The sequence below is a fragment of the Salipiger mangrovisoli genome, assembly GCF_015223355.1.
GTDB lineage: Bacteria > Pseudomonadota > Alphaproteobacteria > Rhodobacterales > Rhodobacteraceae > Salipiger > Salipiger mangrovisoli.
In genome coordinates, this window is the sequence record NZ_JADFFK010000011.1 from 26,556 (window position 1) to 40,668 (window position 14,113).

Below are 14,113 nucleotides of genomic sequence, written 5' to 3' on the forward strand. Positions count from 1 at the left end.
ACCTGTCTTCCGGGCTCAGGTGCCGACCGATCCGGACGCGGTGGGAATGACGCGAAATCAGTGAGCTAGGTCTCAACCTTTGCGAGAGTTCCGGGAAAGTGGGATGCGCGCGACCGAAAATTCCTGCCCGGTTGTCGGCCCGGTGGATGTGGTGCCGCTGCGTTCCGGAATTTCATATTCTCTCGTCTCGCTTCCGTGTTCTCAGCAATAATCCGCCAAGTGTTCATCAAGAGATTTATTGCCGAGTATTCGGCGATGACCCGGTGTTATAGTCGTTTGCGCAAAAATGGGGTTATTTGAAATCTGGAAAACATTTCCAAAAAAAGAAGTTTCTGGGGGTCATGTTAAATCATATTCAAAAGGCTGCGGCTTTCCTCTTCGAGGGAGCGGTGAGATGAGTATTTCCAACTCAAGCGAACCGATCCTTTACATCGTGGACGAAATGCCGCTGACGCGGGCACAGCTTTCGCAGTTTCTGTCCGGCTTCGCGCGTCTGCACGGATTGCGGATCGAGGAAGTCTCCGCGAGCAACACGGATGATATCTTTCCGCAGGCTCAGGGCGGCATGTGCGTCATCAACACAGGCGCGAGCACGAGCACGTCCATCTGGTTCGCGATCGTGCAGAAGTTGAGCCAGACGGCCCGGCTTGGTCCGGTTGTCGTCTTTTGCGAAATGGCCAGCGCGGAGTTCGTCCGCGGTGCGCTCGAAGCGGGGGCGCGCGGCGTGGTGCCTGCTGCAACCGATCCGGCGGTGGCCCTGAAGTCGCTGGACCTGACACTGCATGGCGGCATCTTCGTACCTCCATCGGTGCTGGATCTGCTGCATAGTTCCGAGCCCTCGCGCGAGCCGGACGATGCGCCACCCTCGCGGCCGGAGCAATTGCCAGACCTGTCCGGCGGCTCTTCGGGCGAACATGGTGCAGCGCCGCGGCCCACCGCTGCACCGCAGTCCCGCCGGGCCGACACTTTTCTGAAGGAGATCGACGCAACCGATATCGGGGCGGGCGCGGAGGAGCCGGACCTTGGCGAGCTGACGCCTCGGCAGCTCGCCGTGCTCGACAATCTCGGCCAGGCGCGATCGAACAAGGAAATCGCAAGGGCGCTCGACACCACCGAGGCCACGGTCAAGCTTCATGTGCGCCAAGTGATGCGAAAGCTCGGTGCGAAGAACCGCACGGAGGCGGCGCTCATCGCCGCCCGCCGGTCGCAGGCGAAGCTTGCCGAACACGCGCCGGGCGACCGGCCGCCTGTCGCCGCGCGCCAGCGGCCGGAGACACCGGCGCTGCCCGACCGTGTCGATCTGGTGGCCGCGGTGACGCGGGAAGACGCGCACCGGGTTCCGAGCGGCTTCTTTCCCGGCAGCCGGAAGCCGGAGTTCAACAAGCGCGCCGTCGAGCATCTGCGGCGCATGGAAAAAAGCGCATCGGTCCATTTCTCGGGGCAGCCGCCGGAACCCGGCCGACTCAGCTGAGCGCCGGGCGCGCCGGGCCTGCCGCCGCGCTCGAGGTGGGGTCGTGGGGTGCCCGGTCTTGCTGGGTGCGCCGCGGCCCGACCACCGCCAGCTTGCGAGAGGTGTCATGCGGATCCAGCTGAATTTGCCGGCAATGACCCGGCTGAGGCGCAGGATGCGGCAGTCCCGGTCCGGCGCGGTGACGCGAGCATCGCGGGTTCCGGCACCAGTCCGGTGCTGCGGTCCAGCTCCGAGAACCTCTCGATTTGGCCTTCGTGCCCTGAGCTAATCGCAAGCAGCTCCTCGGGGACCGCAAGCAGCTCTTCGTTCGAAGCCCGTAGCGCCTTGACGCTGGCCTCGCGCCGCTCGGTCACCTGGTGCAGCCTTTCCCCGGTCAGCCGAAGCTCGCGTTGCTGTTCCGGGGTGCGCCGGGCCGGAAGCTGAACCTCCTCTGTCGGCGGCACAGCAGAGCTGTGGCCCGCGGTTCCGGTTTCGTCCCCCAGGTCGCCCTCGCGCAGCGTCCCGACCGCCACGTTGATCTTCGGGGGCGATTTCCCCGACCGTCCAGTCCGTCCATGTCGTTCATCGTGTCGAAGACGGCTCTGTCGGCGCCGAACCAGCCCCCGGCTGTGGTGGGGCTGGCGCGAGACGTGACGTCAGGAAGCGGTCCGGCGGAGCTTTGCGAGCGCTTGGTCAATCACGGTACCATGGGGTCCGGGCCACCCCGATAAGGCGCGCTCGGGCGCATCCGGACGCCGCTGCGTGGCGCGTGGCTGGGCACGCCCGAGAGCCTCAGTGCGGTGTGCCGCGCGCGAGCGTTGCCGCGGCCGCGTCGCTGGTCAGCGGCACGCCTGTGCAGGCGGCGACCCAGCTCAGGGCCATGTCGTGCTTGTCGCGGCTGAAGTCTGCGAGGCCATCTGCCACGAAGAACGGCTGGATGTCGCGTTGGAAGGCTTCCGCCGCGGTGGCAAGGCAGCCGATGTGCGCGTAGATGCCGGTGATGATCAGCTGGTCCCGCCCGCGCGCGCGCATCAGCTCGGCGAGGTTGGAGCGCTGGAAGGCGCTGTAGCGGTGCTTGACGAGGGTGATATCGCCCTCGGACGGGGCGAGCACCGGGATGATATCCTCGTGTTCGGGGATCGCCGACATGCCCGGCCCCCAGAGGTCGGCCTGCAGGCCGCGGTCGGGGCGGAACTGGTTGCCTTTCTGCGCCGTGTAGAAGACCGGCACCCCGGCGCGGCGGGCGATCTGCAGCAGCCGCGCGATATTGCGCGCGGCGGCCGCGATGGTGCTGCCCTCGCGGGTGAGGGCGTCGGCGCCGTAGGCGGCACAGAAATAGCGCTGCATGTCATGCACCAGCAGCGCGGCACGCCCGGCGGAGAGCTCGAAGGGCGCGCGGGGCTGCGGCAGCTCGGCGGCAGTGGGCAGCGGGTAGTCGGGGATCTTCGGTAGGGCCATCGTGTCGCTTCCAAGGTCTGGCTTGAGGGGGTCGGGGATCGGAGATCAGAGGCTTTCGGCGATGCCGAGCGCGCGGCGCATGGCAATGAACTTCGCGCGGGTCTCGGCGACCTCGGCCTGCGGATCCGAGGCGGCGACAATGCCCGCCCCGGCAAAGAGCCGCGCCGCACGGCCCTCGATCATCGCGCAGCGCAGGGTGACATGCCATTCGCCATCGTTGCGGGCGTCCACCCAGCCCAGCGTCCCGGCGTAGAACTCGCGTTCAAAGGGCTCGGCCGCGGCGATCGCCCGCAGCGCCTCGGACAGCGGCGCGCCGGCGACCGCGGGGGTCGGGTGCAGCGCAGCCAGCAGCTCGAGACAGGGCGTGTCGGCGTCGCGCAGGATGCCGTCGATGCACGTGCCAAGGTGCCACATGCTGGCGGTCCGGTCGAGCTGCGGCGCAGCGGGCACGCTGAGGGTGGCGCAATAGGGGGCGAGGATGTCGTGGATGTATTCGACCACCACGCGGTGCTCGACGTTGTCCTTTTCCGAGCCGAGCAGCGCCGCCTTCGCCTGCGCGTCCTCGCTGGCCTCCTCGCGGCGGCGCGCCGATCCGGCCAGCGGGTGCGAGCGAATCGCGGCGCCGGTCTTGCGCAGCAGAAGCTCCGGCGTCGCTCCGACCAGCCAGCGCGGCTCGGCATGCGCGCCGGGCAGGGGCAGGCAATAGGCGGTCACATGCGGATCGCTGCCCAGCCGGTCCGCCACGGCAAAGGGGTCAAGGGCGCGATCGGTGCGCAGGTCGAGCGCCCGTGCCAGCACGGCCTTTCGGAGCGGGCCGGCAGGGTCGGCGACCTGCGCCGCGGTGGCACCCACGGCACGGGCGTATCCGTCCTGCGAGGGCAGCCGTTGCAGGGCGAGCGGGCGGGCCTCGGCGGCGCTCGGCGGGGCGGGCGGCTGTGCCTGCTTCGGCTCGGGGCGGATGGCGTAGAGCCAGCCGGGCAGATGCCGCTTGAAGGGAAAGGCTCCGTACATCCGCCGCGTCAATGACGGGCCGCGCGCGGCAAGCTCGGACAAAGGCGCGCTATGGGAAGCCTCGATGACACCGCTCTGCGCACCAAGACGCAGCGAAAGGCCTAGGCAGGTGGCAGCCGCGGCCAGGGGAAATGCAAGTTCGCTCAAGGAACAAATCCTGTTCTAGGAGCTGCCTGCCGGTTCGGTGGGTGCTGTGAGTGATCAGGTGCGCGACGCCGCGCAGTCTCTGCTCCGCACCTAGCGCGGCGGTGTGAGGGCTGTCAATTCACAAGCACTGCACCGCTCTGGGCCAATGCGTGCCTGTCCGGGGGGCGGGCCGTCGTCCCTCAAAGCGTGCGCGGATCACGTCGGCTCGCTTCTTTGGTGTGGGGTTTCATGCTACAATCATCTCCATTCCATTGCGAAATCGTTTTCCCAAGAGGCGTGTGATGCGCCGTTCCGCACCCGGCCAATGCCCGAGGACCGCCGGACAGGTCATCGCCCCTGGGCCGCAAACCGAGGAGCGGCACCATGCAATTCACGGATGAGTGGGTCGCGCAGCGCGGGTTTTCCTGGAAGGCAGCCTATGCGCTGGTCTCGGCCTGCAGGCTGTCCTACGAGCCCACGGCCGAGTCGCGCCGGGTCCTGGGACAGGTCTGGCGCGTGCAGGGCCGGGTGTTTCGCGCCGGCAGCACCGAGGGGCTGCTGGCGATGGGTCCGCGGTCCGCGGTGATCGCCTTTCGCGGCACGCAGGGGCTGGCCGACTGGATGAGCAACCTGCAAATCCCGCCGGCGCACTCCGCGGCCTTCGGTGCCGCGGTGCACAGCGGCTTTCTCGCGGCCTATGCCACGGTGGCGCATCTGGTGGACAGGGCGGTGCAGGAGGCGGGCGGGCGCACGCTCTGGTTCACCGGCCACAGCCTGGGTGGGGCCATCGCGGTGATCGCCGCCGCGCACCACCGCGCGCGCCACCCGGCCGGCGTGGTCACCTTCGGGCAGCCGCGCATGCTGTCGGACGGGGCGGCGGGCTTCATGACGTCCGCTTTCGGCAGCAGCTACGTGCGGGTGGTCAACGACGACGATGTCGTGGCGCGCATCCCGATCATCTATCGTCATTCCGGCCGGCTGCTGCACTTCGATTTCGCCGGGGCGCTGGAGAGCGAGGGCGCGGGCCCCGACGGTCGCGGCGTCGCCGCAGAGGTTGCCGCCGAGAACGACGGGCCGGCGCGGGTCAGTCCCGAGGAGGAGGCGGCGATCGAGCGGACCGCCCGCGCGGTGGATGCGGCGGTGCCGGGCGGCGAGCTGGAGTTCGACGGCCTGGAAGGGCGGGTCGCGCGCGGGGCCGATGTGGCGATCGAAGGGGTGATCCCCGGAGTGCCGGCGCATCGGATCGACGCCTATGTGCAGCTCATGCGGGTGCGCGCCCTGGCGACCGAGGCGGAAGATGACACGTTCGACGATGGTGCGGGAGCCTTGCTGCGCCCGCGCGATGACGACACCGAGGGCGGGCTCGAGTCCAGCTTCGAGATGGGTTTCGAGGCGGATGATGCCGAAAGCGGTGACGCGGCACCGCCCCCGCAGACGCCCCGCGCCTCGCCGCGGTCGGCGCGCCAGCCGGTGGTGATCCGCCTGCGGAGCGAGGCTTGGGTGCCGCCCGCCGGAATGCCGGTCTCGTCGCGCTTCGGACAATTCGCCACGGGGCGTGCCAGCGCGGCGGATATCGACGCGCTGCGCCGGGATCCTATGGTGGGCGCGATCGAGGTGAGCCGCGAGGCGGGGATCGAGGAGCTTGACGAGTCTGTGCGTTTCGTCGGCGCGGCCGACATCCACCGTCCGCCGATCGACGAGCGCGGCGATCAGGCGATCGTCGGGCTCATCGACACCGGCGTCGACATCCTGCACCAGGCGTTCCGCAGGCCCGATGGCAGCACGCGCCTGCTGGCGCTCTGGGACCAGCGCGGCAGCGGCGGCGCGACCCCGGCGGCGCAGGATGCCGCCTTCACGCAGGACCACGGCCGGCTCTATCTCGGCGCAGAGATCGACGCGCTGATCGCGGCGCATGAGGCGGGCCGGCAAGAGGTGCCGGAACGGCTGCGCGACCTTGCCGGGCACGGCACGCATGTCGCCGGGATCGCGGCCGGACGGGCGGTGGGTGGCATGGCCGATGGCATGGCGCCCGAGGCGGCCATCCTCTGCGTCGTGGCGGCCATCACCCAGCGGCCGGACGAGCCGCCGAGCGTCGGTTATTCCATGAGCCATGTGGATGCGCTGGCCTTCCTGCGGCGGGCTGCGCAGGGCGGCACGGCGGTGCTGGCGCCGCCGCTGCCGATCGCGATCAACGTCAGTCTCGGGATGAACGCCGGGGCGCACGACGGGTCCACCACGCTCGAGGCGGCCTTCGATGCGATCACCGGGGGCGGGCGCGACCCGGATTGCGTGATCGTGAAGTCGGCCGGAAACGAGCGCGGCCACGCGGGCCACGCGAAGGTCTCCGTGGCCGACGGGTTGCTGGCCGACCTCAGCTGGACCAGTTCGTCCCGCTTCCGCGAGGCCGATTATTTCGAGGCCTGGATCGACGGCATGGACGATGTGGCCTTCCGGCTGATCGCGCCCTCCGGCGAGGCTTCCGTCTTCACCTCTTTCGACGCGCCCGAAACCGAGGTGACCCTGGGCGGCAACCTCTGCCGCCTGCACCTCAAGGAACTGCATCCCGACAATGGCGCGCACCGGCTGGTGATCTCGATCCTCGCCCAGCCCGAGGCGATCCAGTCCGGCGCGTGGCGGCTGGAGATGCATGGCCGCCGCATGGTGAGCGCCGCGCGCGAAGTGCATATCTGGGTCGAGCGCACGCAGGAGCGGCCGATCCGCTTCGACACCCAGGACCCCGAGATGACGCTTTCGGTGCCCGGCACCGCGCGCACGGTGATCGCGGTGGGGGCTTGCAACTCCGAGGTCCCCTCGCGGCTCAATGACAGCTCGTCCTGGGGGCTGACGCGCGACGGGCGGCGCAAGCCCGAGCTCTGCGCGCCGGGCTTCCAGATCCGCTCGGCGCAGGCCGGCGGCAGCGACTTGCAGGCGGTCGTGGCCAAGAGCGGCACCAGCATGGCCGCGCCGCATGTGACAGGGGCGATCGCGCTGGTCATGTCGCGTCGCCGCAAGCTCGGGCTGGCGCCGCTCAACGCGGTGCAGTTCCAGACCGCGCTGATCCGCACGGTGCGCGGCAGCCCGCTGCATCACCACGTCGGGGCGGGCTACGGCGTGCTCGACGCGCGGGCGCTTTTCGAGGACCTGACCACGTGATCCGCGCGGACCCATAGGAGGGGATCTTGCCATGACCGACCCTGTTGCCGAGGCGCTGGCCTTTGTCGAAAGCGTCGAGCTTCCCGTACGCCCGCGCCGAGACGGCTTTGAAATGGCCGAAGAGAACGACCTGCCACCGCCCGATTTCGACCGGCCGGGCGGGCTGTCGGTCGCCGTGGGGTCGCAGATCGCCAGCTTTGCCGAGAGCGTGCCACCGACCCTGCGCGCGCATATCGCCGATGCCTTCCTGCTGGCGCAGCTCGCGGCCAACAAGGCGATTGAAGCGGGTGGCGGCGGAGCGGAGTGGTACGACAGCTACGTCGCGACACTGGGCAAGCTCGGCTGGACCGCCGAAAGTGCCGATCGGTCGATGCGCGTGGTGGCGGGCGGATCGGCCGAGGTGCACCGCGAGATCGTTTCGGTGGTGACGGTGCTGCTTGGCGCGGCGGCCGGCGCGGCGGCGGGTGTGATCGCGGTGCTGAACGGGCTTGCGAACATGGACAAGGATGCGCCGTGGATCACGCTCTTTCAGCGCCGCAGCCAGCGCGCCAATGCCAACCAGTTCCAGATCAGCACGGCGAGCATCGAGGCGGGCACGCCGGTGGTGCGACTCGTCGCTTTCGAGCTCGATGCGCAGCGCTCGGTCACCCAGGTGCTGTTCTTCCGCTTCGGGACGTCGGATGCCACGCTGCGCCAGTTCAGCCAGACCATGTCGGTGAACGCCCAGGTGTTCGGCATCGCCGGGCCTCAGGTGGCGCGCAAGCTGGGGTCGCGCGTCGCCGAGGATATCGCGGCAATCGAGATCTGAGCCGCTGTGGCCCTTAGTTCAGCAGGCTCTCGATGCGGCTGCGCTTGTTGGCGGTGTTGCCCGGACCATAGAGGATGGCGCGGATCTTGCCGACCTTTTGCGGCGGGACCATCGCGGGATCGATGCCGGGGGCAATGGTCCGCAGATCCTGGGCTTCGCCCTGCGTGAGTTCGACCGGTCGGCCGACGCTCATCGCGTAGCGTTCGCCTTCCGCATCGCTGCGCGGCGCGGCGGCCACGTCACCCGGCAGTGCGCTGCGGCTGCGATTGGCCGCGGCGAGCCCAACGACAACCAGCATGGCGCTGATCACGAAGACGACGGCAAAGCTTTTCATGGCGGGTCCCGATGGCTCAGAGAATGGTCCTCCAAACATAGGGATTTGCGGCGCGGGAACAAGCCGCCTCAGCTCCGCGGGGCGTGGGCCTTCACGTGGTCGATGAAGGCGCGCAGCGCCGGAGGCATGAGCCGGCGCTCGGTGAAGTAGAGCGACGGACCGGGGAAGGGCGGGGTCCAGTCGTCCAGCACCTGCACCAGCTGTCCCGAGGCGAGATCGGCCGCGAGATAGTCATCGAAGGCATAGATCAGCCCGTGCCCGGCGCGTGCGGCGACCAGCGCCGCCGCCGTGCTGTTCACCGCCAGCCGTCCCTCGGGGCGGAGGTCCATGGCGCGCCCGTTCTTCTCGAAGGACCAGGGCAGCCGGGTGCCGGAACCGAACACATGTCCGATGCAGCTGTGGCGGGACAGGTCTTCGGGCGTTGCGGGCAGGCCATGACGCGCAAGGTACCCCGGCGCGGCGGCCACCACCATGCGCTGGTCGGGGCCGAGGCGGACCGCCACCATGTCCTGCGCCAGTGCCTCGTCATAGCGCAACCCGGCATCGAACCCGCGCTCGACCACATCGACGAGATCGCCCTCGCTGACCGCCTCGACCCGAACGCCGGGATGTGCGGCAAGAAACGACGCGACGAGTGGCATCAGCCGCAGCTCGATCGCCGGGGCAGGGCCGTTGATGCGGATACGCCCGGTGAGCGGCGCGTCCGGCGCAATGCCGAGCGCGGCGGCGGCCCCCTCCAGCACAGCGATCGCGTCGCGTGTCCGGTCGAGCAGGCGCTCGCCCTCCTCTGTCAGCGAGGTGCTGCGGGTGTTGCGGTTGAGCAGGCGCACCCCGAGCCGTGCTTCGAGCTCGCGAATGCGCTCGCTCAAGGTCGAGGGCGACATCGCAAGTTCCGCCGCGGCGCGCCGGAAGTTGAGATGCCGCGCCACCGCGACGAACTGCGCGAGGGTGTTCAGGTCGGGGGGCTGCACTGTTCGGAAATCCGTATAGACTATGCGGAACTGTACGATTTATCGAATGTGCTGCGCAACCTATCTCTGCGCCCAGTGGGGCGGAGGTTTCGTCCCGGCCACAGGAGATTTCGACATGACCAGCAAGATTGCCCTCATAACCGGCGCAAGCCGCGGCCTCGGCCGCGCCGCCGCGCTGCACCTCGCCCGCGCGGGTGTCGCGGTGATCGGCACCTACAACAGCTCGCCCGAGGCTGCCGCCGAGGTGGCGAAGGAGATCGAGGCGCATGGCGGTCGCGCGGCAATGCTGCCCTTCGACGCGGAGCGGACCGACATGACGCGCTTTGCCGCTGAGGTCGGCACGCTCCTGCAGGAGACATTCGACCGGGACAGCTTCGACTACCTGGTGAACAACGCAGGTCTGGGCCTGAACCGCAGCATCGCCGAGACCGAGCCCGATCAGCTCGACCTGCTGTACCGGGTGCACGTGCGCGCGCCTTTCCTGCTCACCCGAGCGCTCGCGCCGCGGATCGCCGAGGGCGGCTCGGTGCTCTTCGTGTCGTCGGGGCTGGCGCGCTTCACCCTGCCGGGCCATGCCGCCTATGCGATGATGAAGGGCGCGGTCGAGGTGCTGACCCGCTATGCGGCGCAGGAGTTCGGACCGCGCGGCATCCGGGTGAACTGCCTCGCACCCGGTGCGATTGCCACGGATTTCGGCGGCGGCGCGGTGCGCGACAATGCACAGCTGAACCAACGTGTCGCCGCGATGATCGCGCTTGGCCGGGTTGGCGAAGCCGAGGACATCGGGGCGGGCGTCGCGGCGCTGCTTGCCGGCGGCCTCGGGTGGATGAGTGGCCAGCGGGTGGAACTCTCGGGCGGGCAGGGTCTTTGATCAAGCGGCGCGCAAAGCGGGCACGGCCGCCCGAGGGGCGGCCGTGCGTGTGTCTGGTAGCCGGTGATTGGTAGCCGGTGATTGGTAGACGGTGTCTGGCGGTCAGTTCGGCAGGGCGCCGCAGAAGCCGCCCGAGGCCGCGGCGCCGGAGCCGAAGGCCAGCAGCGCGGGGGCCTGGTAGGGGTTTGGCGGCGTGCGGGCCAGGTCGAGAACCAGCAGCGCGGCAACGAAGGCCAAGGCAAGCGCGGCGGTGACGGTGCGGGTCATCTCCGCGCCTCCAGCCCCAGCGCCGGGCGCAGCCGGATGCCGAGGAAGGCCCCAGCGAAGGCGGCGACGAACCAGACCCAGCCGTGCAGGCTGCCGGTGGAGATGCCCGAGAAGAAGGCCCCGACGTTGCAGCCGAAGGCCAGCCGCGACGAATAGCCCAGCAGGAAGCCGGCGATGATCGTCGCCACCCAGGCGCGTGCCGGATAGGCGGGCAGCTTTGTCGCCAGCGCGCCGCGGCGCCAGGCGGCCACGCCGAAGGCGCCGAGGATGATGCCGATGTCGGTGAGCGAGGTGTAGTCGGTCAGCACGCTCGATTGCACTCGCTCCATCGAACCGGGGGCTGCCCAGAAGGCCGAGGCCGAGAGGTCTCCGCCAAGCGCGGCGTAGCCCTTCGCGGCCCAGAGACCGAGCCCGTAGACCACGCCCCAGGGCTGGCCCGCGACCAGCAGGTTGCCGATGGCGAGCAGCGCCAGGATGACGGCGGCGATGGCGTGGCGGCGGCTCAGTTTCACGGTGCCGGGTGCGGCGCGCCACAGGAAGATCGCGGCGGCGATGGCCAGCAGCACCAGCGTGACACCAAGCCCCGCACCGCCCGACAGCGTCAGGATCGGCAGTGCGCCGAGGTCGGTCCACCAGATCAGGTTCCACGCCCCGGCGAAGCTGCCGAGCGCGAAGAAGGGCAGGGCCAGCAGGCTCACCGGGTTGCCGCTGCCCGCGTTGACCAGCGTGCCCGAGCCGCAGCCGAGCACGATCTGCATGCAGGCGCCGAAGACGAAGGCGCCGCCGACCATGGCAAAGCCGATGGGGGCCTGCGCGCCGACCAGTTCCCCGGCATGGCTCGACAGCAGCGGGATGGCGACCACGGCAACCAGCGCGATCGACAGCAGCTGCGCCAGGACGCCCGAGGGCTCGCGGCGCAGGATCATCGCGCGCCACGGCCCGGCGAAGCCGAAGCGCATCCCTTCCAGCGCGATGCCGAAGCCGAGACCGATGGCCAGCAGAAGGCCGTAGCGGGCCCCGGCGAAGAGCGCGACAAGCGCCACGACGACAAGCGCGCCGAGGATCAGCCCGGCGCGCTTTCCCATGGCCCCTGCGGGCGCGGCCCCTGCCGCGCCGTTGGTGGCGGTCTGGCTCATCAGTTGCCCCCGGTGACCTGGTTCAGCAGGTTCTTGAACAGGCCGGGGGAGTTCTGCATGTCACGGCCGGTCTGCGAGTATTCGACCATCGAGCCGGGGTAGAGCTTGACGTTCTCGATCCCCGCCATCTCGCTCAGCGCGAACCAGTTGGTCGCCGCCCAGTGGCCGGTGTTGCAGAACGAGACGATCTCTTCGCCTTCGGTCACGCCGAGCGAGGCCTTCAGCGCCTGCACGTCCGAGATCTGGCCGATGGCGGTGGCGCCGCTCTGGAAGAACTGCGTGTAGGCGTAGTTCTGGGCGCCGGGCAGCGTGCCGGGCTTGGCCGCGGCGCCATGCGCCTTCTTGCCCTCGAAGAAGGCGGCGGGGCGGGCGTCGAGCAGCAGCGCCTCGTGGCCGCCATCGACCACGTCTGCGACCTCGGCGGTCTCGGCGGTCCAGGCGTCGTTCCAGGTGATGTCGAGCTCGGTGGGCTCGGGGGTCACCGCGTCCTTGCTGAGCGGCAGTCCGGAGTTCACCCAGGCCTGAGAGCCGCCGTTGAGGATCGACAGCTCGGTGAAGCCCGAGCTTTTCAGGGTCCAGTAGACGCGTGCAGCGGCACCGAAGTCGGTATCCGTATCGCCCTGCGCGACGATGACCACCGGCGCGTCGGGCGACAGGCCCAGCGTCTCATAGGTGGTCTCGAGCTGGTCTGCCGGGACCACGGCGCCGGGGTTGTCCTCGGGACCGCGGAACAGGCCATAGGGTGCCGAAAGGGCACCGGCGATATGGCCGTCGGCATAGGCATCGCCGCGGATGTCGAGGATCTGCGGCGTCTCGGCTCCGGCCAGGGCGCCTTCGAGCTCGGCGGGGCTGACCAGCGGGGCGAGGTCGGCGGCCAGTGCCGCGGTCGCGGCAAACCCGCTGATCGCGGCGGTGAGGGCAATCGCTTTGTAGCGCATGGTGGGGCCTCTTCGGGACAGGTGTTCGTTTTCGGGAAGTATTTCGGTCGATCAGGCGCGGGCGGCAAGGGCCGCGCGCGGTGCCGGGGACTGCCGCGGCAGAACAGCGCTCCGGCGTGCGTCCGCGACGGGGACTGCTGATTGCCTGCGGCATCGAAAGAGGAACATCATCCTCTCCGATGGCAGCGCAGGGCAACGTTGTTCTTATTCACCTGGCGGTTTGGCCGGTTGGGTCGGGACAGCGTTCCGTGTGCCTCACTCCAGTCCGCTGCGCCGGGCGTCCCACAGGGTGAGCATGAAGAGCAGGAAGCCGCCCGCGCTCAGTGCCGCGCCGACGTAGCCTGCGGCGGGGAAGTCGTGGCCCGCCGCGATCACCCGCGCTGCAAGGAACGGCCCGACCGCGTTGGCGACGTTGAAGGCCGCGTGGTGCAGCGAGGCGGCCAGCTGCTGCGCCTCGCCCGCGACGTTCATCAGGCGGGTCTGCATGACCGTCGAGACCCCGCCGAGGATGCTCATGCAGAGCACCGCCAGAGCCATGGTCCAGAGCCCGCCCGCGACGGCGGCGGGGAAAAGCGCCAGCACGATCGCGCCCCCGCCGAAGGAGGCGAAGGCGGTGAGGTTGAGATTGCGGTCCGCCAGCGCGCCCATCAGCAGGTTGAAGATGGTCATGCCGAAGCCCGCGACCATCAGCATCAGCGCCACCATGTCGTCGGAGGCACCGAGCGTGCTCTGCACGGTCGAGGCAATATAGGTGTAGACCGCGAAGAAGCCGCCGAAGCCGACGGCGCCGGTGGCCAGCGTCAGCCAGACCTGCCGGTTCTTCAGCGCGCCAAGCTCGCGCAGGGGGTTGGCATCGGGATCGGCCGGGGTGCGCGGCGCCTTCAGGTAGACCGCCAGCGCCGTCGCCAGCGACAGCGCGCCGACGATGACGAAGCCCGAGCGCCAGCCGATGAACTGGCTCAGCCAGCTCGCGGCGGGCACGCCGATGGTGGTGGCGATGGTCAGCCCGAGGAACACCCGCGAGACCGCCGTGGCGCGCTTGTTGCGCGGCACGATGGAGGCGGCGACCAGCGCCGCCACGCCGAAATAGGCACCATGCGGCAGGCCCGAGGCGAAGCGCGACAGGGTGAAGAGCCCAAAGGTCGGCGCCAGCGCCGAAAGCGTGTTGAAGGTGGCAAAGGCCAGCATCAGCCAGATCAGCAGCATCCGCTTGCGCATCTTCGCGCCGGCCACGGCCAGCACCGGCGCGCCGACCACCACGCCAAGCGCATAGGCGCTGATCGCATCCGCCGCGCGGGCCTCGCTGACGCCAAGATCCTGCGCGAAGCTGGGCAGCAACGCCATCGCGGCAAATTCGGTGGTGCCAATGGCAAAGCCGCCCATGGCCAGTGCAAAGAGCACCGTGCGCGCGGAAATCTGTCTCTCGCTGCCAGCCATCGAGGCAGGCGCGGTCTGGGCCGCTCTGTCGGTCATGCCAATCCATCTGGTCTGTCGGGAATCGGGAGGGATTCCGGGTCTGCCTCGCTCCCTGAGATCACACCTAGGACGCAGCGGCAGGGGTGGCAAGGCTTGCCGGCGCGGCTCGGGGGG

General features: G+C 69.5%; 13 protein-coding genes. 4 read left to right on the forward strand and 9 right to left on the reverse strand.

Annotated features, from left to right (window positions below):
* The first annotated feature begins 394 nt into the window (after window positions 1-394).
* Window positions 395-1,471: a LuxR C-terminal-related transcriptional regulator gene (locus IQ782_RS30320; protein WP_194135506.1), complete on the forward strand. Its 1,077-nt coding sequence runs from the start codon at window positions 395-397 to the stop codon at window positions 1,469-1,471.
* Window positions 1,472-1,575: 104 nt separating this feature from the next.
* Here the strand turns inward: IQ782_RS30320 and IQ782_RS15195 are convergent, their stop codons facing one another.
* From IQ782_RS15195 to IQ782_RS15205, 3 genes are all read right to left on the reverse strand, one after another.
* On the reverse strand, window positions 1,576-1,983 hold the full coding sequence (locus IQ782_RS15195) for a hypothetical protein (protein WP_194135507.1): 408 nt from the start codon (window positions 1,981-1,983) through the stop codon (window positions 1,576-1,578).
* 259 nt (window positions 1,984-2,242) lie between these two features.
* Window positions 2,243-2,908, reverse strand: coding sequence for an isochorismatase family protein (locus IQ782_RS15200; protein ID WP_194135508.1), 666 nt, complete (start codon window positions 2,906-2,908; stop codon window positions 2,243-2,245).
* Window positions 2,909-2,953: 45 nt separating this feature from the next.
* Window positions 2,954-4,066, reverse strand: a complete 1,113-nt coding sequence (locus tag IQ782_RS15205; protein ID WP_194135509.1) for an isochorismate synthase — start codon at window positions 4,064-4,066, stop codon at window positions 2,954-2,956.
* A 363-nt stretch (window positions 4,067-4,429) separates the two neighbouring features.
* Between IQ782_RS15205 and IQ782_RS15210 the strand changes: the two genes are divergently transcribed.
* Entirely contained in the window at window positions 4,430-7,198 is a 2,769-nt protein-coding gene (locus IQ782_RS15210; protein ID WP_194135510.1) for a S8 family serine peptidase, read from the forward strand.
* A 31-nt stretch (window positions 7,199-7,229) separates the two neighbouring features.
* Window positions 7,230-8,006, forward strand: coding sequence for a hypothetical protein (locus IQ782_RS15215; RefSeq protein ID WP_194135511.1), 777 nt, complete (start codon window positions 7,230-7,232; stop codon window positions 8,004-8,006).
* Between the two features lie 13 nt (window positions 8,007-8,019).
* Here IQ782_RS15215 and IQ782_RS15220 read toward each other — a convergent pair whose 3' ends face one another.
* Together IQ782_RS15220 and IQ782_RS15225 are read right to left on the reverse strand one after the other, a co-directional pair.
* Entirely contained in the window at window positions 8,020-8,340 is a 321-nt protein-coding gene (locus tag IQ782_RS15220; RefSeq protein ID WP_194135512.1) for a hypothetical protein, read from the reverse strand.
* Window positions 8,341-8,408: 68 nt separating this feature from the next.
* A complete protein-coding gene (locus IQ782_RS15225) occupies window positions 8,409-9,311 on the reverse strand; it encodes a LysR substrate-binding domain-containing protein (protein WP_194135513.1) in 903 nt (300 codons plus the stop codon).
* Window positions 9,312-9,426: 115 nt separating this feature from the next.
* Here IQ782_RS15225 and IQ782_RS15230 point away from each other — a divergent pair, with 115 nt between their 5' ends.
* Window positions 9,427-10,182 carry an SDR family NAD(P)-dependent oxidoreductase gene (locus tag IQ782_RS15230; protein WP_194135514.1) on the forward strand — a complete coding sequence of 252 codons (756 nt, stop codon included), beginning with the start codon at window positions 9,427-9,429 and terminating at the stop codon, window positions 10,180-10,182.
* A gap of 102 nt (window positions 10,183-10,284) precedes the next feature.
* Here IQ782_RS15230 and IQ782_RS15235 read toward each other — a convergent pair whose 3' ends face one another.
* The 4 genes from IQ782_RS15235 to IQ782_RS15250 form a co-directional block, all read right to left on the reverse strand.
* Window positions 10,285-10,449: a hypothetical protein gene (locus IQ782_RS15235; RefSeq protein ID WP_194135515.1), complete on the reverse strand. Its 165-nt coding sequence runs from the start codon at window positions 10,447-10,449 to the stop codon at window positions 10,285-10,287.
* Window positions 10,446-11,585, reverse strand: coding sequence for a YeeE/YedE family protein (locus IQ782_RS15240; RefSeq protein ID WP_194135516.1), 1,140 nt, complete (start codon window positions 11,583-11,585; stop codon window positions 10,446-10,448). The genes IQ782_RS15235 and IQ782_RS15240 overlap by 4 nt, the downstream gene beginning before the upstream one ends.
* A complete protein-coding gene (locus IQ782_RS15245) occupies window positions 11,585-12,523 on the reverse strand; it encodes a sulfurtransferase (protein WP_194135517.1) in 939 nt (312 codons plus the stop codon). Before IQ782_RS15245 ends, IQ782_RS15240 begins: the two co-directional genes overlap by 1 nt.
* A gap of 255 nt (window positions 12,524-12,778) precedes the next feature.
* Window positions 12,779-13,996: an MFS transporter gene (locus IQ782_RS15250; RefSeq protein ID WP_240989320.1), complete on the reverse strand. Its 1,218-nt coding sequence runs from the start codon at window positions 13,994-13,996 to the stop codon at window positions 12,779-12,781.
* Between the last annotated feature and the right edge of the window lie 117 nt (window positions 13,997-14,113).